At 74.1% G+C, this 23,859-nt stretch carries 20 protein-coding genes; 14 read left to right on the top strand and 6 right to left on the bottom strand.

The window, feature by feature from the left end:
• The first annotated feature begins 230 nt into the window (after positions 1–230).
• Entirely contained in the window at positions 231–1,004 is a 774-nt protein-coding gene (locus ACIF6L_RS21360; protein WP_329486249.1) for a GntR family transcriptional regulator, read from the top strand.
• 138 nt (positions 1,005–1,142) lie between these two features.
• Here ACIF6L_RS21360 and ACIF6L_RS21355 read toward each other — a convergent pair whose 3' ends face one another.
• On the bottom strand, positions 1,143–2,321 hold the full coding sequence (locus tag ACIF6L_RS21355; RefSeq protein WP_329486247.1) for an ROK family protein: 1,179 nt from the start codon (positions 2,319–2,321) through the stop codon (positions 1,143–1,145).
• Between the two features lie 360 nt (positions 2,322–2,681).
• On the opposite strand from ACIF6L_RS21355, the gene ACIF6L_RS21350 reads away from it, so the two are divergent.
• The 3 genes from ACIF6L_RS21350 to ACIF6L_RS21340 all read left to right on the top strand — a co-directional run bounded on the left by ACIF6L_RS21350 (position 2,682) and on the right by ACIF6L_RS21340 (position 4,979).
• On the top strand, positions 2,682–3,377 hold the full coding sequence (locus tag ACIF6L_RS21350; protein WP_396486530.1) for a class I SAM-dependent methyltransferase: 696 nt from the start codon (positions 2,682–2,684) through the stop codon (positions 3,375–3,377).
• A gap of 73 nt (positions 3,378–3,450) precedes the next feature.
• Complete coding sequence (locus ACIF6L_RS21345; RefSeq protein WP_396486529.1) at positions 3,451–3,888, top strand: GNAT family N-acetyltransferase; 438 nt, start codon at positions 3,451–3,453, stop codon at positions 3,886–3,888.
• A gap of 152 nt (positions 3,889–4,040) precedes the next feature.
• The gene (locus tag ACIF6L_RS21340) at positions 4,041–4,979 is read left to right on the top strand and encodes an aldo/keto reductase (protein ID WP_329486244.1); all 939 of its coding nucleotides are present in this window, start codon (positions 4,041–4,043) and stop codon (positions 4,977–4,979) included.
• A 145-nt stretch (positions 4,980–5,124) separates the two neighbouring features.
• On the opposite strand, the gene ACIF6L_RS21335 is transcribed toward ACIF6L_RS21340, so the two are convergent.
• Positions 5,125–6,366, bottom strand: a complete 1,242-nt coding sequence (locus tag ACIF6L_RS21335) for a GNAT family N-acetyltransferase (protein ID WP_396486528.1) — start codon at positions 6,364–6,366, stop codon at positions 5,125–5,127.
• Between the two features lie 218 nt (positions 6,367–6,584).
• Between ACIF6L_RS21335 and ACIF6L_RS21330 the strand changes: the two genes are divergently transcribed.
• Positions 6,585–7,172, top strand: a complete 588-nt coding sequence (locus ACIF6L_RS21330) for a hypothetical protein (protein WP_396486527.1) — start codon at positions 6,585–6,587, stop codon at positions 7,170–7,172.
• A gap of 30 nt (positions 7,173–7,202) precedes the next feature.
• Here the strand turns inward: ACIF6L_RS21330 and ACIF6L_RS21325 are convergent, their stop codons facing one another.
• Entirely contained in the window at positions 7,203–8,261 is a 1,059-nt protein-coding gene (locus ACIF6L_RS21325) for an endonuclease/exonuclease/phosphatase family protein (RefSeq protein ID WP_396486526.1), read from the bottom strand.
• Positions 8,262–8,363: 102 nt separating this feature from the next.
• Between ACIF6L_RS21325 and ACIF6L_RS21320 the strand changes: the two genes are divergently transcribed.
• The 8 genes from ACIF6L_RS21320 (at position 8,364) to ACIF6L_RS21285 (ending at position 16,876) form a co-directional block, all read left to right on the top strand.
• Positions 8,364–9,407 carry a glycosyltransferase family 2 protein gene (locus ACIF6L_RS21320; protein ID WP_396486525.1) on the top strand — a complete coding sequence of 348 codons (1,044 nt, stop codon included), beginning with the start codon at positions 8,364–8,366 and terminating at the stop codon, positions 9,405–9,407.
• Complete coding sequence (locus tag ACIF6L_RS21315) at positions 9,407–10,330, top strand: lysylphosphatidylglycerol synthase domain-containing protein (RefSeq protein ID WP_396486746.1); 924 nt, start codon at positions 9,407–9,409, stop codon at positions 10,328–10,330. The genes ACIF6L_RS21320 and ACIF6L_RS21315 overlap by 1 nt, the downstream gene beginning before the upstream one ends.
• Positions 10,327–10,386 (top strand): hypothetical protein, encoded by a 60-nt coding sequence (locus tag ACIF6L_RS21310; RefSeq protein ID WP_352294817.1) that lies wholly within the window; start codon positions 10,327–10,329, stop codon positions 10,384–10,386. Before ACIF6L_RS21315 ends, ACIF6L_RS21310 begins: the two co-directional genes overlap by 4 nt.
• Complete coding sequence (locus tag ACIF6L_RS21305; protein WP_352294819.1) at positions 10,368–11,717, top strand: aminotransferase class III-fold pyridoxal phosphate-dependent enzyme; 1,350 nt, start codon at positions 10,368–10,370, stop codon at positions 11,715–11,717. Before ACIF6L_RS21310 ends, ACIF6L_RS21305 begins: the two co-directional genes overlap by 19 nt.
• Complete coding sequence (locus ACIF6L_RS21300) at positions 11,711–12,733, top strand: NAD-dependent epimerase/dehydratase family protein (protein WP_329486236.1); 1,023 nt, start codon at positions 11,711–11,713, stop codon at positions 12,731–12,733. Before ACIF6L_RS21305 ends, ACIF6L_RS21300 begins: the two co-directional genes overlap by 7 nt.
• A gap of 11 nt (positions 12,734–12,744) precedes the next feature.
• On the top strand, positions 12,745–13,641 hold the full coding sequence (locus ACIF6L_RS21295) for a UbiA prenyltransferase family protein (RefSeq protein ID WP_352294808.1): 897 nt from the start codon (positions 12,745–12,747) through the stop codon (positions 13,639–13,641).
• 77 nt (positions 13,642–13,718) lie between these two features.
• Positions 13,719–15,929: a glycosyltransferase gene (locus ACIF6L_RS21290; protein WP_396486524.1), complete on the top strand. Its 2,211-nt coding sequence runs from the start codon at positions 13,719–13,721 to the stop codon at positions 15,927–15,929.
• A gap of 11 nt (positions 15,930–15,940) precedes the next feature.
• Positions 15,941–16,876: a class I SAM-dependent methyltransferase gene (locus tag ACIF6L_RS21285; protein ID WP_396486523.1), complete on the top strand. Its 936-nt coding sequence runs from the start codon at positions 15,941–15,943 to the stop codon at positions 16,874–16,876.
• Positions 16,877–16,905: 29 nt separating this feature from the next.
• Here ACIF6L_RS21285 and ACIF6L_RS21280 read toward each other — a convergent pair whose 3' ends face one another.
• Together ACIF6L_RS21280 and ACIF6L_RS21275 are read right to left on the bottom strand one after the other, a co-directional pair.
• Complete coding sequence (locus tag ACIF6L_RS21280; protein WP_352294813.1) at positions 16,906–17,727, bottom strand: AfsR/SARP family transcriptional regulator; 822 nt, start codon at positions 17,725–17,727, stop codon at positions 16,906–16,908.
• Between the two features lie 418 nt (positions 17,728–18,145).
• Positions 18,146–18,487 carry a hypothetical protein gene (locus ACIF6L_RS21275; protein ID WP_329486231.1) on the bottom strand — a complete coding sequence of 114 codons (342 nt, stop codon included), beginning with the start codon at positions 18,485–18,487 and terminating at the stop codon, positions 18,146–18,148.
• A 221-nt stretch (positions 18,488–18,708) separates the two neighbouring features.
• Here ACIF6L_RS21275 and ACIF6L_RS21270 point away from each other — a divergent pair, with 221 nt between their 5' ends.
• Positions 18,709–20,379: an FAD-binding oxidoreductase gene (locus ACIF6L_RS21270; RefSeq protein ID WP_396486522.1), complete on the top strand. Its 1,671-nt coding sequence runs from the start codon at positions 18,709–18,711 to the stop codon at positions 20,377–20,379.
• A gap of 136 nt (positions 20,380–20,515) precedes the next feature.
• On the opposite strand, the gene ACIF6L_RS21265 is transcribed toward ACIF6L_RS21270, so the two are convergent.
• Positions 20,516–23,800 carry an AfsR/SARP family transcriptional regulator gene (locus tag ACIF6L_RS21265; protein WP_396486521.1) on the bottom strand — a complete coding sequence of 1,095 codons (3,285 nt, stop codon included), beginning with the start codon at positions 23,798–23,800 and terminating at the stop codon, positions 20,516–20,518.
• Positions 23,801–23,859 lie beyond the last annotated feature (59 nt).

Below are 23,859 nucleotides of genomic sequence, written 5' to 3'. Positions count from 1 at the left end.
CGTCCGTTTGTCGGCCTGTCGTGAACGCGGCATGAATCCGCGCGACATCGGCACCAACCGCCGTCATTGGTCTTGACCATCTCCCGACACAGCCCCTAGGGTCACTTACTGCAAAGACCTTTAATAAAGAAGGACGGATAAAGCCCGCTCTCCCACCTGCCGCAACAGCGGACAGCGGGCCGGGTCCGCCCTCCTTTCGGCAGGGCGGACAGAGCAGGGTGGAGGCCACGGTGGGAACGACAGGGCAGCTCACGGCGGTACCGGAACCGAAGTACTGGCACCTGCGCACGGTGCTGCTCCGCGCGATCGACACGGAGTTCTCCACCGGACAGGTCCTCCCCAACGAGCGCGAGCTCTCGGCCCGCTTCGGCGTGGCCCGGGCCACCCTGCGCCAGGCGCTCGACCAGCTGGAGCTGGAGGGCCGGCTGGTCCGCCGCCGGGGCATCGGCACCCTGATCGCCGCCCCCCGGGTCGGCGTTCCGGTCAACCGCCACGAGGAGGGCTGGCCGGGCACCGCCCGCAGCCAGGCCTGGCGCACGGTCGACTGCACCACCGCCCCCGCCACCGCGCAGCTCGCCCAGGGCCTCGGCATCGCCGAGGGCGCCACCGTGCACACGGTGCGCCGGGTCCGGATGGTCCAGGGCAAGAACGTCGCCACCGAGTCGCTGCACGTACCTGCCTCCGCCCTGCCGCACCTGCCCGGCTTCCGCGCCGAGAGCGACCGGGCCCGCTCGGTGCTGCGCCAGCTGGAGCGCCTGGAGGTCGACGGCGAGTCCCGCTCGGTCGAGCTGGGCGTCGCCGAGGCCGAGCAGGCCGCCCTGCTGGAGCGTCCGCCGGGCTCGCCGGTGCTGGTGATGACCACCCAGTACGCGGCCGCCGGCCGGCTGGTCGCGCTGGCCGTCTCCACCTACCGCGCGGACACCTGCAAGCTCACCTTCGGCGAGACCGGTCTGGTGGAGGTCACCCCCGTCAGCGCCGGCACCGAGGTGCGCACCGCCTCCTGAACCATCTGTCGCACACCCTCAGGCCCAGGCCCGGACGCCCCCGCAGGCAGCCGGGCCTGAGTCGTTCCCGGCGGCGCCGGCCCCGGTCGGACCCTGGCACCGGGTGCGGGGCCGCCGGTTCCGCACCCGGACCGGGTGTCAGGCCCGGGCGGCGCCGCCGGTCGGCGGGTCGACGGCGAAGAGCTGCTCCTCCACCTGGTCCAGCGCCACCCGCAGGGCGCCCATCGCGACGACCTCCGAGCCGAGCGCCGCCAGCGCCACCTCGGGCGCGCGCAGGGTGAACTGGGCGAGGCGCTCGCGCAGCGGCTCCAGCACACCGTCGAGGCCGGCGGCCCAGCCGCCGACGACCACCAGCTGGGGGTCGATCGCCAGCACCAGGGCGGCCACGCTCTGCACCAGGCGGGTCAGGAAGCGGTCCATGGCGACCTTCGCCACCTCGTCGCCCTCGCGGGCGAGCCTCAGCACCCGGGCGACGGCCGCCTCGTCCAGCGGATTGAGCGGCTTGCCGGTGGTGGAGAGCAGCCGCTCCGGGGTGACTTCCTGGCCGAGCAGGTGCAGCGCGCCGATCTCGCCGGCCGCGCCGCCGTACCCGCGGTGCAGCCGGCCGTTGATGAGCGAGCCGGCGCCCGGGCTCAGACCGGCCATCACGAAGACGACGTCGTCCGCGCCGACCGCCGCGCCCTGCCAGTGCTCGGCGATGGCGGCCAGGTTGGCATCGTTCTCGATCATGACCGGGCAGCGGAAGGACCGGCGCAGCCGGGCGCCCAGGTCCAGGCCGGTCCAGCCGGGCATGGCGGTGCCGAGCTGGATGGTGCCGTCGCGGTCGACGATGCCGGGGGTGCCGACGCCGACCGCCCACAGGTTGTCGCGGGAGACGCCGGCCTTGCGCAGCACCTCCGCGACCGCGGTGCGGACGGCGCTCAGCCGCTCCTCCGCGTCCAGGGTCTCCTCGATCGGGCGGAAGTGACTGCCCACCACCTGGCCGGTGAGGTCGGCCAGCACGACCCGGAGGTCGTGCACGCCGATCTCGACGCCGAGGATGTGTCCGGCCTCGGCGCGGAACCGGAACCAGCGGGCCGGTCGCCCGCGCCGCCCGCCGCCCGGCTGGCCGCCGTTCTGGGGCTGGTCCACCTCGGCGACCAGGCCGGTCTCGACCAGGCCCTCGATCACGCCCTCCACCGTGGGCCGGGACAGCCCGGTGTCCCCGACCAGCTGAGTGAGGGTCACCGAGTGGCCGGCCCGCAGCGCCCGAAGCGTGACCGCCGCATTGATGCGCCGCAGCAGCGAGGAGTCTCCTCCGGTGAGCCGATCCGCCAAGATGCTGCCCTTCGCCGTTCGCGCGACAGCTCTGGCGCGCGGTGCCGAGTGCGCGGAGACCACCGAATGTCCCGCGAGAGTCCGCCACCCGGAACGCGGCGCGGCAGCGCTGGGCAGCCTGCGCCGGGCCCGGAGGGCACGTGCCGGATGCTACCCGGGCCCGGGGCAGGCGGGCGAGCATCTCCGCAGCTCATCCCGGCTTCGGTATCGAAATGGTACGCACCGGGTGGCGGTGCGTGACCCGGGGTTGCCTCGCGTCCCGGGGTGCTCGCGCGGGCCCGCTCCCGGGGGCCGGCCGGGCGGTCGGGGAGCGTGCTCCGGTGGCGCTCCGGGCGGGCGGGAAGCCTCTATGCTGCGGGCATGTTGAACGAGACGCACGCCGCTCGCCCGGCTGCGACGGCACTGTCCGACCGGGAGTTCGTGCGGAACGCGACCAGCCCGGCGCCCGTGCCCTTCGTCCCCGAGATCAGCCTGCGGATGGCCGACGACGCCATCGAACTCTGGGAGACCACCGAGTCGGCGCGCGGCGAGGTGGGGCTGGCGCCGCCGTTCTGGGCGTTCGCCTGGGCGGGCGGGGTCGGGGTGGCGCGCTATGTGCTCGACCACCCCGAGGTGGTGGCCGGGCGGACGGTGCTGGACCTGGCGGCCGGGTCCGGGCTGGTGGCGATCGCGGCGGCGATGCGCGGGGCGGAGTCGGTGCGCGCCGCCGAGATCGACGCGTACGCGGTGGCGGCCATCGGCCTCAACGCGGAGGCCAACGGCGTCCGGGTGGCGGCCGCGGTGGAGGACCTGCTGGACGGGGACGGTGCTCCGGCCGACGTGGTGCTGGCCGGGGACGTGTTCTACGAGCGGGCGATGGCCACGCGGTTCCTGCCCTTCCTGGAGCGGGCCCGGGCGCGCGGCGCGGTGGTGATCGTCGGCGACCCGGGGCGGGCGTACCTGCCGCGCGGGCACTTCACGGAGCTGGCCGCGTACCGGGTGCCGGTCGTGGCGGACCTGGAGGACGCCGCGCTCAAGACCACCACCGTCTGGGAGCTCGCCGCACCGGCCCGCTGAGGCGGGGCCGGGGCCGGTCCCGCGGTGCGGAATTCCCGGCGGCCCGGCCGGAGGTCCTGGTAGACAGACCGGCATGACCGCCGACATCGCGCTGCGCACCGCCACCCCCGACGAGATCCCCGCCCTGCTCGCGCTCTGGGCGCGCGCCGCCAAGGGGACGAGCATCACGGACGACGCCGACGGGGTGGCGGCCCTGCTCGCACGCGACCCGGAGTGCCTGATCGTCGCCACCCCGGCCGGTGATCCGGCGACCCTCGTCGGCACCGTGATCGCCGGCTGGGACGGGTGGCGCTGTCACCTCTACCGCCTCGCCGTCGACCCGCGGTACCGCCGCCGGGGGATCGGCGCGGCCCTGCTGGCGGCGGCGGAGGCCCGCTTCACCGCCGTCGGCGGCCGCCGGGCCGACGCGATGGTGCTCGACGACAACGCCGAGGGGCAGCGCACCTGGCGGACGGCCGGTTACGGGCCGCAGCCGCAGTGGACCCGCTGGGCCAAGCCGTTGACCGCCTGAGGCCGGTCGCCCGCGCAGCTGGTCGTCCGCCGGTCCGGCCGCGCGGGTGGGCCACGGTCGCGCCGACGGCGGGTGGTGATCCGGTGGCGCTCTGTTGCGTGCGGGGCGGGATGCGACTTGAATGGTCCAGACCACATGGGAGGGGAAGACCTATGGCCATTCCACAACGCACCATCGCCCTCGGCACCTTGGGCTTCGGCACGATCGTCGACGAGCGGACTTCGTTCGAGATCCTGGACCACTTCGTGGAGTCGGGCGGCACCGTGCTCGACACCGCGAACAACTACGCGTTCTGGCTGGACGGCGCCACCGGCGACGAGAGCGAGGAGGTGATCGGACGCTGGCTGGCCAGCCGGGGTGCCCGCGACCGCGTGGTGATCAGCACCAAGGTCGGGGCCCGGCCGACCGTCCCGGGGACCGGCCTGGAGACCGCCGAGGGCCTCTCGGACAAGGCCGTCCGGACGGCGCTGGAGGGCAGCCTGCGCCGGCTCGGCACCGACCGGGTCGAGGTCTACTGGACGCACATCGAGGACCGGTCGGTGCCGCTCGCCGAGACGGTCGACACCCTGGCCGACCTGGTGGCCGCCGGGAAGGCCGGCGAGGTCGGGGCCAGCAACCACGCCGTCTGGCGGGTCGAGCGGGCCCGGGCGCTCGCGGGGGACCGGGCCCGGTACACCCACATGCAGTACCGCTACTCCTACCTCCAGCCCCGCTTCGACATCCCGCTGCCCTCCTCCGCCCATGTCCACGTGACCGGTGAACTGCTGGACTACGTACGCTCCGAGGGGGACATCCGGCTCTGGGTCTACAGCCCGATCCTCTCCGGCGGCTACACCCGCGAGGACGTGGAGATCCCGGCCGCCTACGACCACCCGGGCACGCCCAGGCGGCTGGCGGCGCTCGGCGCGGTGGCCGAGGAGCTGGGGGTGACCAAGAACCAGGTCGCGCTCAGCTGGCTGCTGGACCACGACCCGCGGATCGTGCCGCTGGTCGGCGTCAGCAGGATCGCCCAACTGGACGAGGCGCTGGGCGCCCTGGCGGTGACCCTCTCCGCCGAGCAGCGCCGGCGCCTCGACGAGGCCGCGCTCTGACCACTGGCGATGCTCTGACCACCGGCCGTGCGCCGACCAACGGCCGTGCGCCGACCACTGGCCGGACCCGGCGGCGCCGGTAGGGCCGCCGGGGGCCGCCGGGGGGCCGTGCCGTTCGCGGTACGGCCCCCCGGCAGGCGCGCGGTCAGAACCAGTGCAGGCAGTGCGGGGAGCGCTCGCCCCGGAAGAGGGCGTCGGCGCGGGCGGCCGCCCCCGGATGGTGGGCGAGGACGTGGCCGGCCCGGACGAGCGTGCTCGGGGCGGTGCCGCCGAGGTAGAGCGAGCCCAGGTCGCGGATGTCCAGGGACAGGTCGGGCTCCCGGTCCGTCGGGACGCAGTCGGCCCTGCCGTTCCGCACGGTCAGCAGATAGCGGTCGTGCTCGCCGAGGAACGGGTCCTCGACGTCGAGGACGAGCTCGCCGTCCGCGCACCAGCCGCGCGCGGTCAGCGCCCGCGGCACGTCCAGCAGCCGCACCCAGAGCCAGTCGGTGTCCTGGTGCACCTCGCCGGCGCGGAAGTCGGTGAGCCGCCAGCGCAGCGGGTGGTCGGGCGGGACGTGCTTGAAGACGACCCGGTCCACCAGGTCGTGTTCGAGGACGAAGCGGGCCAGGGCGGTGAAGACGGCGTCGTCGGCGGCGATGACCTCGTCGACCGTCAGGCTGTCGGGCTTGTCCTTGGCGTAGCAGGCGTACCCGTCCGGGACGCCGTCGGCGTCCCGGTGCAGGGCGATGTAGCGCGGTGTCGGCGCGATCGGGGGCTGTCCGGCGCGCAGGGCCCACCAGCGGTGCGGCCGGGACAGCGCGCCGGGCTGGGTGTGGCGGTACCGGTCGTAGACCTGCTCCAGGAGCTCGCCGCAGTCGGCGTGCCGCAGCACCTCGACCGTGCCGCTGTCCGGGGCGGCCGGGCCGGTCGCGGCGGCGTCGGCCCGGCGGGCCCGGGGGGCGGCCAGGGCGGCCCGGTGGTGCGGCACCGTCAGCCGCGCCGTGTACGTCGCCGGTCCGTAGCCGAACCTGCCGTAGATCGTGGCCTCGGAGGCGAGCAGGACGGCGAGGAACTCCCCGCGGGCCCGGAACCCGGCGAGCTGGTGACGCATCAGCGCGGTCAGCACGCCCCGGCGCCGGTGGGAGGGCAGGACGCCGACGGCCGTCACCCCGGGGACCGGGACGAGGGCCCCGCCGGGCAGGGTGAGCTCGAAGGAGTACGCACCGGCGGTGCCGACGGGCCTCCCGTCGTCCGACACGGCGAGCAGGCCGCGGTCCATTTCGAGCGCCGACCACCAGGCCCCGCCGCCGTCCTCGGCCGTGGTCTCCCGGAAGAGCCCGAACGGGGCGAGCAGGGTGTCGACGAAGACGTCGTGGTCCTCGTCGGTCGTGGAACGGATCTCCATGGTCGCCGCCGCCTCCTCGCGTACCGGCACCACGGCTCGTGGCGCCCGGCCACATTGGAACGCCGACCCGCGGCCGGGGCAAGCGAATTTCGGCCCGGGCCCCGCGACGGCCGCGGCGGCCGTTCCGCCCCCGGGGTACTGACAGGGGTTCAGGGACCGGTAGCCTGGGCGGACTTCTGGACGTGCGGATCGACCGGCACCGGGCAAAGGGGGGGACCATGGCAGGTCAGGCCAGACGAACGGCCGCGGGGCGGCGGCGCGGTACGGCGGGCCTCGCCGTCGGAGCGCTCGCGCTGCTGCTCGCGGTCGCCGGCTGTTCGAGCAGCGGGACGGCCGCCGCGCCGTCGGCCTCCGCGCCGCCGGTCCGGCCCACGGAGCCCGCCACGCCCACGCCCACGCCCACGCCCACGCCGACGGCCACGTCCGCGGTCCCGTCCCCGCCCGCCGCCGTGCCGTCCGCCTCGGCCCCCGGGGCGCCGCCGGAGCCGTCCGAGGCACCCGGCTCCGTCTACGGGTGCGACGGGCAGCCGCTCATCTCGCCGAAGTCCCTGGCCCTGGCCTGCGACAAGGGCGCGTCGATGCTGGACGGGCTGGTCTGGACGGCGTGGGGCGGGCTGAGCCCCACCGCCACGGGCCGGCTCTGGGAGAAGAACGCGGCCGGCGGCGTGGCCGCCGTCCCCGCGACGGTGACCCTGGGCGGTCTGACCGGCGGCGACTACACGACGATGCGGATCTCCGCGCCGAAGGCCGAGCGGCCCAACCTCACCTTCACCCTGAGCCGTTCCGGCCCGGCGCCGAAGGACTGACGGCCGGGCGGCCGTCCCGCCCGGCCGGTGTCACGGCCGCAGCGCCACGCGCAGCTGCTGCGCCCGGTGGTCCGACATCCCCCGCTGGTCCGCGAAGGAGTACCGCTCCACCGCGACCCGGCGGTCGGTGAACGCCCAGTCCAGCCGCCACAGGTCGCTGCCCAGCAGGCCGCCCCAACTGCCCGGGTAGAGGTCGCCGGAGGCCGAGCGGGCGTCGCGGAAGCGGGCGCGCAGGCCGCTCAGGTCGCCCATCGCCGGGGTGGTGTTGAAGTCCCCGGCGATCAGCAGCGGGTGGTGGTTGGCGGCGGCGTCCGACTCCAGTGCCGTGTACTGCTCCCGGCGTGCGGCGTCCGCCGCGCGGACGGTGCGGTAGAAGTCGCCGCCGAACACCGACTGCCGGGTGTCCACCTGGACCGGGATGTGCACGTTGTAGAGGGACACCGCCCGGCCGTGGACGTCCACATCGGTGCGGAGGACCTTCTTCCTGGCGAAGGTCACCTCCCACGGCGTACCGGCCGGCAGCGCCGCGCCGACCGCCGGGGTGGCGAGCACCGGGAACCGCGAGAGCGTGACCAACTCGCCGAGCACCGCCACCCGGTAGCCGGGGAACTCCTGCCGGATCCGGTCGAGCCGGTCGATCCGGGTCGGCGTCTCCTGGACCCAGGCCAGGTACTCCTGGAGCAGGTAGATGTCCGCGTCCCTGCTCCGGAGGTAGCGGTAGAAGGCGTCCGGGTCGTCGGTGGTGTCCCAGTACTCGGTGTTCCAGGAGAACACCGTGAACGCCGGGCCGGGCGCGCGGTCCCGGCCGGGCAGCAGCGCCGCGGGGTTGAGCCCGGTGCGCGGCAGGCCGGCCAGCAGCAGGGCGACCACCACCGGGACGAGCCACCGCCGCGACGGCCGGGTGACCACCGCCAGGGCCAGCAGCAGCACCGGCACCGCCAGGAAGAGCAGCGGCGGCGCGAGGTCCGGTATCAGCCAGAACCACCAGCGGCCGCTCAGCAGGCGGTCGAGGAGGAGGAAAACACCCCAGCAGGCCGTGACGGCGACCAGCGACCGGGGCCCGAGCGAACGCGGGCGAGCGGAATCCATGGCGCGGAGAGTAGCAGGGCGGCGGCGCCCCGGATTTCACCCGGCCGCATTCCAATACCGAGACGATACCCGGCCGATACGCGGCCCGCCTGAAATGGCGGCATGACGTTTTCCGTATCGGTCGTCATACCGGCCCACAACTCCGCTCGTACCCTGGGTGCCTGTCTCGACTCGGTGTACGCCCAGACCGCCCCCGTCCACGAGGTCATCGTGGTGGACGACGGCTCCACCGACCGGACCGCCGAGGTGGCCGAGGGCTATCCGTGCACCCTGATCCGGCGCACTCCGAACCGCGGAGTGTCCGCCGCGCGAAATGCCGGAATCGCCGCGGCGACCGGTGACATTCTGTTCTTCCTCGATTCCGACGAGGCGCTGACGCCCGATTCGGTGGCCAACGCGCTGGAAATCCTGGCGGCCGACCCGGAGTGCGGCTGCGTACACGGAGTGATCGCACCGGATCCGCTGTTCGACGACGGTCCGGTGGAGCGCTACCGGGTGCTGCACGCGCACTGGTGGCGGGTGCGCGGCGCGGGCGTCGTGGAGACCGCCTTCTTCGCCCAGGCGGCCGTGCGCCGCGAGGTCTTCGAGCGCCTCGGCGGCTTCGACGAGCGGCTGCGGGACTCCGAGGACCTGGAGTTCAGCGACCGGCTGGCGCCGCACCACCGGATCGTCCTCACCGACCGGGTGGTCGCCCTGCACGACGAGGAGCACCGGCTCCGGCCGCTGCTGGCCGAGACCTTCCGGCGGGCGCTGGTGCTGGTGCCCGCGCTGGCCTCGGCGCGCCGCGGCGGGCGGCGCAACCTGACCGCCAACAGTCCGGCGTCGGTCGCCGCCGCCGCCCTCACCCTGGCCACCCTGCCGCTGGCGCCCTGGTACCCGGTGCTGCCGGCCCTCGGGGCGCTCGGGTTCTGCGCCGCCAACGGCCGGCTGCTGCGGTTCGTCGCGGGCCACCGGGGCCCGGGTTTCGTGCCGTTCTTCACCGGCGTCCACTTCCTGGTCATCACCGCCCTGGTGAGCGGCGCCGCCGTCGGCACGGTCCGGATGCTGCTCCCGGACCGTGCCGACGGCGCCGGGGCGGCCTCGGCGACGGCGGCCGAGTCCGGCGCCACACCCGGCACCGCACCCGGCACCGGGGCGGCCCGGTGATGCTGGACCGGCTGCGCAAGGTGCTCACCCCGCTGATCGTGCTCGCCGCCCTGGTCGGCCTCGGCCTGCTGCTCCGCCACGAAGGCCCGGTCGCCGTAGGGGCGTTCGCCCGGGCGGACGCCCTGCCGCCGCTCGCCGCCTCGCTCGCCGCCAACGTGGCCGGCCTGGTGCTCGCGGTGCACGCCTGGCGGGTACTGATCCCCGGCGACCACGCGATCCGGGGGGTCCACGCCGCCCGGATCTACTTCCTCGGGCAGCTCAGCAAGTACCTGCCGGGCCGGGTCTGGGGCGTGCTCACCCATGTCACGCACGGCCGGGCGGCTGGGGTGCCGGCCGCCCAGATGACCTCCGCCTACCTGCTCAGCCTGGCGCTGACCCTCCTCACCGGCGCGGGCGTCGGGCTGCTGGCGGCGCCGGCCGCGCTGCCGGGGCAGTGGGTCTGGCTCTGCCTGCCGGCCGCGGGCTTCCTGGCCTGCGTCGTCCGCCCGGCCCTGGCCACCCGGCCGGTCGCGGCCGCGGCCCGGCTGCTGCGGCGGCCGGTCGAGGCGCCGCCGGACGCCGCCGTCCGCCGCGCCGTCCTGCTGGCGATCGCCTCCTGGCTGGTCTCCGGACTGCATCTCTGGTTCCTGGCCCTGGCGTTGGGCGGGTCGGCCGGGGCCTCCCTCGGCCCGGCGGTCGGCGCCTTCGCGCTCGCCACCGTGGTCAGCAGCCTGGCCGTGATCGTGCCGGACGGCTGGGGGGTGCGCGAGCTGACCATCACGGCCGCGCTCGCCACCGTGCTGCCCGGGGGCGTCGCGGCCACCGCGGCGATCGCCAGCCGGGTCGTCTGCGTGCTGGCCGAGCTCGGTAGCTCGGCCGTCGTCCTGACCTGGGCCCGGCTCAGGTCCACCCCGATGCGAGAGGAAGCCCGTGTACACCCTTGACGACGCCGAACGGTTCCAGGTCCGTGAGGTGCACGACCTGTACCGGCGGTACGTGAACAAGAGCCAGGTCTCGCTGATGACCTCCTTCGGCTTCGGCCGGGAGCTGGTCGCCGAGGCCCGGGGCGCCCATCTGACCCTCACCGACGGCCGCCGGATCCTGGACGTCACCGGCGGGGTCGGCGTGCTCAACCACGGCCACAACCACCCGCGGATCCTGGCCGCCCGCGAGCGGTTCGCCCGGGCCGGCCGGATGGAGGTCCACAAGACGTACTTCTCGCCCTACCTCGCCGCGCTCGGCCACAACCTGGCCGAGGTGCTGCCCGGCGACCTCTCGATGTCCTTCCTGCCCAACTCCGGCGCCGAGGCGGTGGAAGGGGCCGTCAAGCTGGCGTACAAGTACCACGGCGGCAGGCGCGGGACGGTGCTGCGCGCCGACTGCGCCTTCCACGGCAAGCTGCTCGGCTCCGGCGGCCTGACCGGCCAGAGCCAGTTCGCCTTCCCCACCATCCCGGGCATCGACACCTTCGCCTACAACGACCTCGACTCGGTCCGCCGCGCCGTCGACGCCCACCCGGACGACGTCTACGCGATCCTGATCGAGCCGTTCAGCGCCTCCACCGTGCAGGCCTGCTCCGAGGAGTTCCTGCGCGGGCTGCGCGAGCTGTGCACCCGGAAGAAGATCGTGCTGATCTTCGACGAGATCTACACCGGCTGGGGCAAGACCGGCACCCTGTTCCACTTCATGCGCTACCCGGGCCTGATCCCGGACGTCCTCACCACCTCCAAGTCCTTCGGCGGCGGCAAGTCCTCGATCTCGGCGTTCGTCGCCCGCGAACCGGTCTTCCGCAAGGCCTACGACAACCTCGGCGACGCGCTGCTGCAGTCCACCTCGACGACGTACTACGGCTTCGGCGAGGAGTGCGCCACCGCGCTGGAGGCCGTCAACATCGCCATCGAGGACGACTACCCGGCGCGGGCCCGGGCGATCGGCGCCGTCCTGGAGCCCGGGCTGGCCCGGCTGGCCAAGGAGCACCCGGAGGCGGTCGGCCGGGTGACGGGCGCCGGGGCGCTCTGGGGAGTCTTCATCGAGGGCGGGCCGAAGATCCTCGACCTGGTCGCCAGGCTGGCGCCGGGCGGGATGGCCCGTGACCCGAGGTTCAAGACCAAGCTGGTCACCTGCGCGGTGATCAACGCCCTGTACCAGGACCACGACATCTTCGCCTACTACACCCTCAACGGGCTCAACCCGTTGGTCATCGGCCCCTCGCTGGTCACCGACCCGGCCGACGTGGAGCGCACGGTCGAGGCGCTCGGCGAGGTGCTCGGCAAGGGGCTCGGGCACCTGGTGACGCGGTTCCTCAAGCAGAAGGTGGGGTCCCAGTGGTGATCGCGATCACCGGCGCCGCGGGCATGCTCGGCTCGCGGCTCGCCGAACGGCTGCTCGCGGACGGCAAGGACGTCCGCGGGGTCGACCTGCGGCCCGGCCCCGGCGTGGCGGTGGTCGGCGACATCCGCGACCCGGCCGTGATGGCCCGGGCGCTGGACGGCGCCGAGGTGCTGGTCCACGCGGCGGCCGCGCTGCCCAGCTACCCGGACGAGCAGATCCGCTCGATCATCGTCGGCGGCACCGAGAACGTGTTCGCCGCCGCGCGCGCCGCCGGCACCCCCCGGGTGGTGCACATCTCCTCGACGGCCGTGTACGGCCTGCCCAAGGTCGTCCCGACGCCGGAGACGTATCCGCGCGAGCCGGTCGACACCTACAGCCGGGCCAAGGCCGCCGCCGAGGAGATCGCCGAGCGCCACCGCGCCGCCGGGATGTGCGTGCCGATCCTGCGGCCCAAGACCTTCGTCGGCCCGGGCCGGATGGGCCTTTTCTCGATGCTGTTCGAGTGGGCGGAGGAGGGCCGGAACTTCCCCGTGCTCGGCCGCGGCGACGTACGGATCCAGATGTTCGGCATCGACGACCTGGTGGATGCCGTGGTCACCGTGCTCACCGCGCCCGAGGACGTCGCCAACGACACCTACAACCTGGCGGCCGCCGAGTTCGGCACCCTGCGCCAGGACTTCCAGGCCGTCCTGGACGCGGCCGGCCACGGCAAGCGGGTCGTCGCGCTGCCCGCCCGGCCCGCGCTGACCGTGCTGAGCACTCTGCAGAAGGCCAGGCTCTCGCCGGTCTACGGGCGGCTGCTGCACAAGCTGATGGAGGACTCCTACGTCAGCATCGACAAGGCCGGGGAGCGGCTCGGCTTCGCACCCAGGCTGTCCAACCGGGACGCGATCCTGCGCACCTATGACTGGTGGCGCACCGCCCGCCACGACCGTCCGGCGGGCAGCCCGACCGGCCGGACCAGCCGGGACCCGTGGAGCCAGGGCCTGTTGTCCGCCGTGAAGATCTTCTTCTGAGGGAGTGCGCGATGACCTTCCTGAGCGAACAGACGGAGCCCCTCCGGCGCGGCCCCACCTCCCGGCTGCCGGCACCGCTGGAGCTGCTCCGGCCGGGCCAGTGGCCGAAGAACCTCCTGGTGGTGCCGCTCTCCCTGCTCGGCGCCGACCTGGACTGGGGCATGGTGGCCCGGGTCGCCGTCACCACCTGCGCCTTCGTGCTCGCCTCGTCGCTGGTGTACGTGGTCAACGACATCGCCGACATCGAACGGGACCGGCGCCACCCGGTCAAGCGCCACCGCCCCCTGGCCGCCGGCCGGGTGGGTCGGCGCACGGCCGTGGCGCTGATCCTGCTGCTGGCCGGGCTGCTCGCCCCCGTCCTGCTGCTCTCCCGGCCCGCCGCGGTCTGGCCGGTCCTGCTCTACCTGGTGGTGAACGCCGCCTACAGCTGGAAGCTCAAGCACCTGCCGCTGCTGGACGTGTTCATCGTCGCCACCGGGTTCGTCCTGCGGCTGTTCGGCGGGTACGGCGCCGGCGGCCGCCCGGTCGCCGCCTGGCTGGTGTTCACCGTGCTGACGCTCTGCCTGGTCCTGATCGTGGGCAAGCGGCGGCACGAACTGGGCGTCTCCGGCAGCGGCCACCGGCCCGCCCTGGTCGGCTACTCGGCGCACTTCCTGGACCTCGTCCTGGTGCTCTGCTCCGGGCTGACCGTGGTCGGCTACCTGCTCTTCCTGCGCACCGAGTCCGGCTACGCGGCCGGGGCGCTGCTCACCGCGCCCTGCGCCCTGCTCGCGCTCTTCCGCTACCTGCAGATCGTGGTGGTGCAGAGCGAGGGCGGCAACCCCGTCCGGACCCTGCTGCGGGACGGCGTGATGCTCACCAACTCCTCGCTCTGGGCCGGCCTGCTGCTGGCCTTCCAGCTGCTCTGACGTGCCATCAGGCAGCGGCCGCCGGATCCCGAAGTGCGAACCCCGAACTCCGAACTCCGAACTCCGAACGAGGTCCCATGCCCACACCCCCACCGCTCGTGTCGGTGGTCGTCCCGATGTACAACGACCGCCGCACCGTCGACCTCTGTCTGCGCTCGATCCTGGAGCAGAGCTACCCGGCCGTCGAAGTGATCGTCGTGGACGACGCCAGCACCGACGACTCCGCCGACCTGGCCGCCGCCCACCCCGTCACCCTGGTGCGGGCCGAGCGCAACGGCGGCCCGGGCGGCTCGCGCAACCTCGGGGTCCGGCACGCCGCCGGCGAGATCCTCTTCTTCCTGGACGCCGATCTGACCATGCACCCGGACGCCGTCGCCGAGGCGGTGCGGATCTTCACCGAACACCCTGAGTACGGCGCGGTGTTCGGCGTTCCCGACAAGGAGCCGCTGTTCCCCGAGGGCGCCGTCGGGCAGTACCGGATCCTCCAGTACCACTACTGGCGCAAGAGCGCCGAGGGCCTGGTCAGCGGCGGCTTCTACGCGCTCGGGGCGGTCCGCCGGTCGGCCTTCCTGGAGGCCGGCTGGTTCAACGGCGCGCTCCGCCAGACCGAGGAGATCGACCACGCCGAGCGGCTCGCCGCGCTCCACCCGATGGTGCTCACCTCCCGGGTCCGGGGCCGGCTCTCCGACGAGAGCCGGATGCGGCCGCTGCTCCGGAAGGCCTTCGTCCGCAGCCGGCTGCGGGTGCCGTTCTACCTGGGCCGGGGCCGGGCGATGCAGGGGATGGAGACCCCCGGCCGGGCGGTCGCCTCGGCGCTGGCCGGGCTGGCGGTGGCGAGCCTGCCGCTGATCGCCTGGCAGCCGCTGGCGGCGCTGGTCACGGCCCTGGCGGTGGCCGGCTTCGTGCTGACCGACCTCGGCCAGTACCGGTTCGTCCGGCAGGAGCGCGGACTCGGCTTCCTGGCCTTCTTCACCCTGGCGCACCTGCTGGTGAACGCCGTCGTGCTGGCCGGTCTGGTCGCCGGGCTGGCCCAGTTCGCCGTCAGCCGCCGGTTCCGCCGGATGTACGCCGCGGACGCCGTGGCCGCCGCGCCGGCCCGCGACGACGGAGCCGGCGGGAGCGCCGACGGCGACCGGGGGGCGACGGACCCGGACCCGCCGAGCCGGGCCCGCCGGATCGCCCGGCGGCTGCGCACCTGGTACGGGTGGGCCCTGATCGCCCTGGCCGGGCTCTGGCTCTGCTACGCCGTGCTGCGCCGGTCGGTCAGCGGCCGCTGGCACTGGGCCATCCTGCTGGACGCCACCCCGCCGGTGTTCCTGGTGGCGGTCCCGCTGGTGCTCCTGGCCGCCAGTGCCGCCGCCTGCGGCCCGCGCCGCCGCTGGGCCGCCGCCCTCGCACTGCCCCCGCTGCTGCTCGCCCTCCTCACCGGCTCCGGGCTGAACTGGCCCGCCCTCTGGCACGGGGGTCGCCCGGTGCCGCCCGGCGCCCTGCACGTGGTCTCCTTCAACACCCAGTACTGGGCCGCCGCCACCGACGTGAACCGGCTTTACGACCTGATCCACCGCCAGAACGCGGACGTGTACCTGTTCCAGGAGCACGTGGTCTGGCAGGCCGGCCGCGGTGAGGACGGCTATCTGCGGTTGGACGACGACGCGCGGCTGGCCGCCGAGTTCCCCGACTACCACATCGCCCGGCGGGGCGAGCTGCTCACCGTCTCCCGGTACCCGATCGTCGCCCAGCCGGCCGTCGGGACCGGCGCCGAGCTGGCGCCGGACGCCCCGTTCGGCACGGTCTTCGCCCGGGACAAGGTGCTGCGCACCGACCTCCAGGTCGGGTCGAAGGTGTTCAGCGTCTACAACGTGCACGTCACCGTGCCGCTCGCGCCCGACCTCGACCCGTTCTCGGACTTCGACTTCGACTCCTACTTCCGGCGCAAGTTCGACTGGCGCCGGGCGGAGATCCGCGGCCTGGAGCGGGACCTCGCCGGCAACCCCCACCAGGTGCTCGTCTCGGGCGACTTCAACGCCGGCGCGTCGATGCGCGACCTGGACGGCCTGCGCGACCGGGCGGACGACGCGATCCGGGCCAACAACGACTTCCTGCCGCTGAGTTGGAAGTTCTCCGCGCCGGCCGGCTTCGACTGGGACAGCGCGGTCAACCGCTCCTTCCCGTTCTGGCGGCTGGACTGGAGCTTCACCGCCGGCCCGGTCCGGGTGCACCGCTACGACTTCCGGCCGACCGACGGCATCTCCGAACACCGGCTGCAGGACCTGTGGCTCTCCCTCTGAAAGGAACAACGATGGTGCTCAAGGATCTGCGGACCGCCGTCCGGACCGCCTCCGGCGTCGAACTGCTGGAGCGGCTTCCCGTACTGCGCCGGCCGGTCGACTGGCTGGCGGAGCGGCCCGTCCTGCACGGCCTGACGCTCTGGGCGTTCGGGCTGCGCAAGCCGCTCTTCTGGGACCACGTCGTCACCCCCGAGCCGCGCGCCGAACTCACCGAGGTGCGGGCCCTGTTGGAGAAGAACCGGGAGCGCTACGCGCAGCGGCTGACCGGCTTCCTGGAGCTGACCGAGCTGCTCCGGGGGATCCCGCTGAGCGGCACCGCGGCGGGCTCCACCCCGTACTGGAACAACGGCTGGCTGCCTCCGCTGGACGCGCTCTCGCTCTACGGCTTCCTGGCCGAGGAGCGTCCGGCCCGGTACCTGGAGATCGGCTCCGGCAACTCCACCAAGTTCGCCCGCCGGGCGATCGAGGACCTCGGGCTGGCGACCCGGATCACCTCGATCGACCCGGCGCCGCGCGCCACCGTGGACCGGCTCTGCGACGAGGTGATCCGCACCCCGCTGCAACACGCGGACCTCGGGGTCTTCGCCGATCTGGAGCCCGGTGACATCGTCTTCTTCGACGGTTCGCACCGGCTGCACATGGGGTCGGACGTGGCGGTGTTCTTCTTCGAGGTGCTGCCCAGGCTCAAGCCCGGGGTGATCGTGCACGTCCACGACATCATGCTGCCTGCGGACTACCCGCACTCCTGGCGCTGGCGGCACTACTCCGAGCAGTACCTGCTCGCCGCCCTGCTGACGGCCGCCCCGGACCGCTTCGACCTGGAGTTGCCCGACGCCTTCGTGCACGCCGACCCGGAGCTGCGGAGGATCGCCGAACCGCTCTGGCGCGCCCTCGGCGTCCGGGACCACTACGAGCCGGGCTCGTTCTGGTGGCGCCACCGGGGCTGAGCCCCCGTCCGGCCCGCGCGGCGGTGCGGCTACACCGGGCACCAGGAGGAGTGGACGGCGTCGCCCGCCCTGGTCCGGCGCCGTACCGCCGGCTCCCCGGGGGGCGGCGCCGCGGCCACGCCGAGCAGGATCTCCCGTTCCAGCGAACGCAGTTCGGGCCCCGGCTCGATGCCCAGCTCCTCGATCAGGGCGGTCCGGAGCCTGCGGTACACCGCCAGCGCCTCGGCCGTGCGGCCCGACCGGTGCAGGGCGAGCATCAGCCGGCCGTGCAGGTGCTCGCGGAACGGGTGCGCGCAGACCAGCTGCTCCAGCTCGCCGACCAGGTCCTGGTGCCGGCCCAGCCCGAGCTCCAGCCGGATCCGCTCCTCGACGGCGCGCAGCCGGCTCTCCTCCAGTCGGCGGGCCCAGGCCTCCACGGGCGGGCAGGCGAGCCCGGCCATCGCCGGGCCGGTCCACCGCGCGAGGGCCCGGCGCAGGCCGGTGACGGCCTCCTCCGGCGCGCCCTGGGCGGCCAGCAGCCGGGCCCGGGCGACCTCCTCGTTGAACGCCGAGGCGTCCAACTCGCCCGGGCCGACCCGGAGTCGGTACCCGTTCGGATGGGTCTCGATCACGGTCGGCGCACCCGCCTCGGCGAAGGCCCGGCGCAGCTGGGAGACGCAGATCCGGATCTGCGTCCGGGCGCTGGCGGGTGGCGCGGGGCCCCAGACGGTGTCCACCAGCCGGTCGAGCGGCACGACCCAGTTCGGGGTCAGGGCGAGGGTCGCCAGGACGATCTGGGACCGCCTGCCACCGAGGGCCACGGCGGTTCCGTCGACGTCGACACGAAGCGGTCCCAGGACATGCACGAGCACAACGATCTCCCCCGTATGAAGCTGTCACCTGTGCCGAAGTCCCGCTGCGGAAGCGGAGTTCGCCCCGCCGCCGGGGCGCCGCTCGCAGCATGGTATAGACCTATAAACGTGTCAAGGGCATCTCAAGCCCGCTCCCCGGCGGAGTCCGCGGCCGCTGCGGAGCCCGGGGGAGGCAGGCCCCACGGGCGTCGGGCGGCCTCCGGCCGGCGTCCGGCCGGCGGGTGGGGGAGGGCGCGCGCGGGGCGTCGGCGGGCCGCTGGACGGGGGCGTCACGTCGAGGGCGTCGCGCCGGAGGCGTCACGGCGCGGTGGGGTGGGGCGGGGCGGAGTGGCACGGCGGGCCGGGGGCCGTGGTCACGGCGGCGCGGGCGGACCCGGCCGGGCGGGTCCGCCCGCCCCCGCCGAGGCCCCGCGCCGGGTCAGGACCGGGTGTACACCTTCGGGTCCCGGTACAGCGAGGCCAGCACCTGGCCCGGGATCAGGAGCTCCTCGGCCCGGCTGCCGTCCAGGGTGCTGATGGCGGCGAGCGAGGCGTCGAAGTCGTCGGTCTCGATCTCGATCAGCGTCAGATGGCGGTAGTGGGCCTGCGAGTGCCCTTTGTCGGCGCCGATCTGTTCGTCGTTGAGCACCAGCCGGCGGATCGAAAGAACTCCCGGAACTTCGAGAATCTCCGGAATGTGGGTGTTCTCGTACCAGTCGTGGAAGTCCTTCTCCCGACCCTCGTGCACGTTGCTCAGCACGGTGATGAGGTAAGTGGTCATGTCAATCCAACTCTCTTGCCACGCGCGGACATACCGTGAGGTCAGCCTCCCAGAAGGGTGGTGTTCCGGACGCCTTCGCGGGGGCGGGATAGGGGGTTCTTAGGGGGCCGGTTGACGGGTCCGCCGGACGTAGCATCATTTGGCCGAACGAGGTGGCCGGAATTCGACTTCGGGCCTTCTCGTGACATTCGGATGCGTGCTGGTGCCAGCAGGGGGATTTCATGGCGGAGTTGACTCGTCGACGCTTTACATTGGCCGGACTCGGGGCGGCCGGACTCGGGATCGCCGCGACGGATCTCGTCGTGGGCGGCGGGGTCGCGGCGGCCGCGCCGGTGCCGGACGCCGGCGCCGACCAGTCGTGGCCGTTCCTGACCCAGGGCTTCGGCCCGGTCAGTGTCGCGCCCGGCGACCGGCGCTACCCGGACCTGCTGCTGCGCGGGTACAACCGCCGCTTCACCGGCAACCCCGACGCGGTGAAGCTGGTCGGCACCACGAGCCAGGTCGTGCAGGCCGTCAACGAGGCCGTGGCGGCGGGCAAGCGGGTCACCGTGCGGGGCGGCGGCCACTGCCTGGAGAACTTCGTCGACGACCCGGACGTCCGGGTGGTCATCGACCTGTCCGAGATGCGCGCGGTGTACTTCGACGCCACGATGAACGCCTTCGCGGTCGAGGGCGGCGCGATCCTCTCGCAGGTCTACCGCACCCTCGACCTCGGCTGGGGCGTGACGATACCCGGCGGCTCCTGCCCGAGCGTCGGCGTCGGCGGCCACATCACCGGGGGCGGCTACGGCGTGCTGTCCCGCCTCTACGGCCTGGTCGCGGACAACCTCTACGCCGTCGAGGTCGTCGTGGTGGACGCCTTCGGCATGGCCCGCTCGGTGATCGCCACCTCCTCGGCGAACGACCCCAACCGGGACCTCTGGTGGGCCCACGCGGGCGGCGGCGGCGGGAACTTCGGCATCGTCACCCGGTTCTGGCTGCGCTCGCCCGGCGCGACCGGCACCGATCCGACCAAGCTGCTGCCCCCGACCCCGGGCGGCATCATGATCACCACGCTGTTCTGGGACTGGTCCCAGCTGGACGAGGCGGCGTTCACCACGCTCGTCACCAACTTCGGCACCTGGCACGAGCAGAACAGCGCACCGGGCGCCGCCGCCAACCAGCTCTGGGCCTCGCTCATCGCGATCCGCCAGGGCAAGGGCGGCGTCATCGTCCGGGCCCAGGTCGACCCGACCGTCACCGGCACCCAGCAGATGCTGACCGACTTCGCCGCCGCGATGACGAGGAACGTCGCCGCGGCCCCGGCGGCGAGCACCACGGGCAACCTGCCGTGGCTCTACACCACGACCACCAGTGCCTCCGAGGTGGCCGGCGTGTTCGGCATCCCGAGCCTGCTGCTGCGCTCGAAGACCAAGGGCGCCTACCACAAGAAGGGGTACACCCCCGACCAGCTGCGCACCGTCTACCGCTACCTGACCAGCCCCTCCTACACGTACGCCTCCGGTCTGATGGGCCTCTTCTCCTTCGGCGGGAAGGTCAACTCCTTCTCCCCGACCACGACCGCGGTGCCGCACCGCGATTCGGTGATGCTCGCCTCCTTCTCCAACTACTGGTCCGACGCCGCGGACGAGACCCGCCAGCTGCAGTGGGTCCGGGAGCTCTACCGGGACGTCTACGCGACCACCGGCGGCGTGCCGGTGCCCAACGGCGTCACCGACGGGAACTACGTCAACTGGCCCGACGTCGACCTCGCCGACCCGGCCTGGAACACCTCGTCCGCCCCCTGGTCGACGATCTACTACAAGGACAACTACGCGCGGCTGCAGCAGATCAAGGCCGCCCGGGACCCGCGCGACATCTTCCACCACGCGCTGTCGGTGCGCCCGCACTAGGGGGTGTTCGCAGGTGTTCGCAACCTCGCGTCGCGGACCGGGCGGGACTTTGCACACACTCCCTGGGGCCCGCCGGTCCGGCCGTTCCCGCCGCGCGACGATGCGACGCGAACGGCCGGACCGGCCCCGGGCCCGCTCAGACCCGCCCCAGGTCCCTCGGGGCCGGGCGCCCGGCCGGGCCGCGCCGTCGGTCCGGCCCGGCCGGGCGCCACCCGCCGGAGTGCCGCTGGAGCTGGTCGGCCAGCCGGTCGTGCTCATGGGCGGCGTCCGGCGCGCCGAGCGCCCGGTGGGCCGAGGCGAGGCCGCGGTGCGCCCGGCCCTGGCGGTGGCGGTCGCCGGTCTCCTGACTGATGGCCAGGGCCCGGCCGTGCAGGTCCAGCGCCGCGGCCGGGTCGCCCCGCCGGCAGGCGACCTCGCCGAGCCCGCCGAGCGCCTGCCCTTCGAGGTCGCGGGTGCCGGTCTCGCGGGCGAGCGCGAGCGCCTGGTGGAGGTGGGTCAGGGCGGTGTCGTGGTCGCCGAGGCGTTCGTGGACGAGCCCGAGGCCGCAGAGCGCGTGGCCTTCGAGGTCGCGGGTGCTGGTGTCGCGGGCGAGGCCGAGGGCCTCGTGCAGGTGGGCCAGCGCGAGGGCGTGGTGGCCGAGGCGTTCGTGGACGAGCCCGAGGCCGCAGAGCGCGTGGCCTTCGAGGTCGCGGGTGCCGGTCTCGCGGGCGAGCGCGAGCGCCTGGTGGAGGTGGGTCAGGGCGGTGTCGAAGTCGCCGAGACGCTGGTGCACGAGTCCGAGCCCGCAGAGGGTGTGGCCTTCGAGGTCGCGGGCGCCGGTCTCGCGGGCCAGGGCCAGGGCCCTGCGCAGGTCGTCGCAGGCCTGCTCGTAGTGGCCGGGGCCGCACTGCACCCGGCCGAGGTTGCTCAGCGCGTAGCCCTGGATGTCGCGGTCGTCGATCCGCTGGGCGATCACCAGGGCCTGGCGCAGGTGGATGACGGCGGTGGTGGAGCGGCCCAGGCGCTCGTGGACGAGGCCCAGACCGCACAGCGCGTAGCACTCCGCGCTCGGGGTGCCGGTGTCGCGGGCCAGGTCGAGGGCCTGGGCGAAGTGCGTGAGGGCGCTCTCGTAGCGGCCGAGCCGGTGGAGCACCAGGCCCATGTTGCTGAGCGTGCGGGCGTGCGTCACGTGGTCGCCGAGCTCGCGGGCGACGTCGAGGGCCTGGCGGAAGTGCGTGAGTGCGGTGTCGTAGCGGCCGAGCCGCTGGTTGGCCAGGCCCAGACCGTACCGGGCGAGGTTCTCCAGCTCCCGGTCGTCGGTGTCGCGGGCCAGGGCGACGGTGCGGCTGTGCAACGAGAGCGCCTCGGCGTGCTGGCCGCGCAGGTGCAGGTAGTGGCGCAGCACGCGGAACAGGTCGGCGCTCTGGTCCGGCCAGCCGCGCCGGGCCGTCTCCGCCGCCGACAGCAGGTTCGGCCACTGCGCCTCCAACCACTCGGTGGCCTGGTCGAGTCCGGCCGGCGAGGCCGCCGGCCCGCCGGGGAGGAGCAGCGGCGGGCGGTCGCACCGCCACGGCGGGGAGACGATGTCCATGGCCACCGCCGCGGTGCGGCGGTAGTGGTCGAACAACCTGGTCAGCGCCGCCTGCCGCTCGGCCTCACCGGCCTCGGTGGCGGCCAGGTGCACCGTGTAGGCGTGCAGCAGCGGGTGCAGCCGGTACTGCTCCTCGCGCGGCTGCTGGACCAGGTGCACGTCGAGCAGTTCCTCCAGCACGCGGTCCGCGGCCCGGCGGTCGATCCCGGCGGCGGCCGCCGCCGCGTCGGCGTCGAAGTCCGTCCCCGGGAGCACGCCCAGCAGGCGGAAGAGGTGCCGCGGTTCGGGTCCGAGCCGGCGGTAGGAGAGGTCGAAGGCGGCGGCGATGCCGCTCTCGGCGGTCTGCAGCTCGCCGAGCCGGCGCCGGTGGCTGCGCAGCCGGGAGGTGAGGTAGGCGACGGTCCAGGCGGGCCGGTGGCGCAGCCGGGCCGCCGTGACGTGGATGGCCAGCGGCAGGTACCCGCAGAGCCGGAGCAGCTCGGCGACGCCCTTGGGCTCGGCGGCCACCCGCCGGTCGCCCACGATCCGGTCGAGCAGGCGCCCCGCGTCGGCCGGCGGGAGCGGGTCCAGCGAGAGCACCGCGGCGGCGTCCAGGTCGGTGAGCCGGCTTCGGCTGGTGACCAGGATCAGGCAGTCGGCCGTCCCCGGCAGCAGCGGCCGGATCTGGGCGGAGCTGGCCGCGTCGTCCAGGACGAGGACCGCCCGCAGGCCGGCCAGCCTGGTGCGCCACAGCGCGGCCCGCTCCTCCAGGTCCTCGGGGACGGCGGCTCCCGTGACGTCCACCGAGCGCAGCAGCTTCTCCAGTGCCGCCCCCGGGTCGAGGGGGGCCAGGCCGGGGGAGTGCGCGTGCAGGTCGAGGTAGAGCTGGGCGTCGGGGTAGCGCCCGCTCATCCGGTGGGCCAGGTGGACGGCGAGCGAGGTCTTGCCGACCCCGGCCATGCCGTCCACGGCGGCGAGCAGGACGTTGCTGGGCGCCGCCTGGTCGTGGTGGCCGGTCACCCGGTCGGCGAGGGTGTGCAGCTCCTGCTCCCGCCCGGTGAAGTGGCTGATGTCCTTGGGCAGGCTGTGCGGGGCGGGCGGCGCGAACGTGAAGGTCCGGGGGCGGCCGAGGGCCGCGTCGTTGGTGAGGATGCGCTGGCGTAACTCGCGCAGCTCCGGAACTGGTTCGAGGCCGAGCGCGTCCGCGAGCCGGCGCCGGGTGGACTCGTACACGGTGAGCGCGTGCGACTGGCGGCCGGAGAGGTAGAGGGCGAGCATGAGCTGGCCCGCCAGCCGCTCGCGCAGCGGGTGGGCGCTGAGCCAGTCGGTCAGCTCGGGGACGACGGCCTGGTGGTGGCCCTGCGCGAGTTCGAGGTCGACGCACTCCTCGATCGCGGTGAGCCGCTGCTCCTCCAGTCGCGAGGTGTGCGGCTGCAGGGCCGAGTTGTCCAGGCCGGCCAGGGCCGGTCCGCGCCACAGGGCGAGCCCGGCCCGGAACTCCTCGACCGCCGCGGCGAACTGCCCGGCGGCGGCGTGGTGCCGGGCCGCCGCGAGCGCGTGGGCGAACGCGGCCGCGTCGAGCTGGTCGTCGGGGACGTCGAGGCGGTAGCCGGTGGCGCCGACGGCGGTCGGCAGGGTGGTGACCCCGGCGGACTTGAGCAGACCGCGCAGCATGGAGACCGCGTTGCGGACCTGCTTCTCGGCCGTCCGGGGCGGATCGTCCCAGAGCGCGTCGACGAGCTCGCCGAGCGGCACGCTCTGATTGGCCTTCAGCAGGAGGAGGGCGAGCACCAGGTGTTGCCGGGGGCCCGCCAGGGGCACCTTGCGGTGGTTCGCCCCGACCTCCAGCGGTCCGAGAATGCGGAATTTCACTCAGCCTCCCCCGTTCTGACGCGCCGTCACCCAGTCCGTCGCGGGCTGTTCGCCACGAT

Origin of the sequence: Kitasatospora sp. NPDC086009, assembly GCF_044540385.1 — a bacterium.
GTDB lineage: Bacteria > Actinomycetota > Actinomycetes > Streptomycetales > Streptomycetaceae > Kitasatospora.
This window is presented reverse-complemented; position numbering and strand designations above follow the sequence as displayed.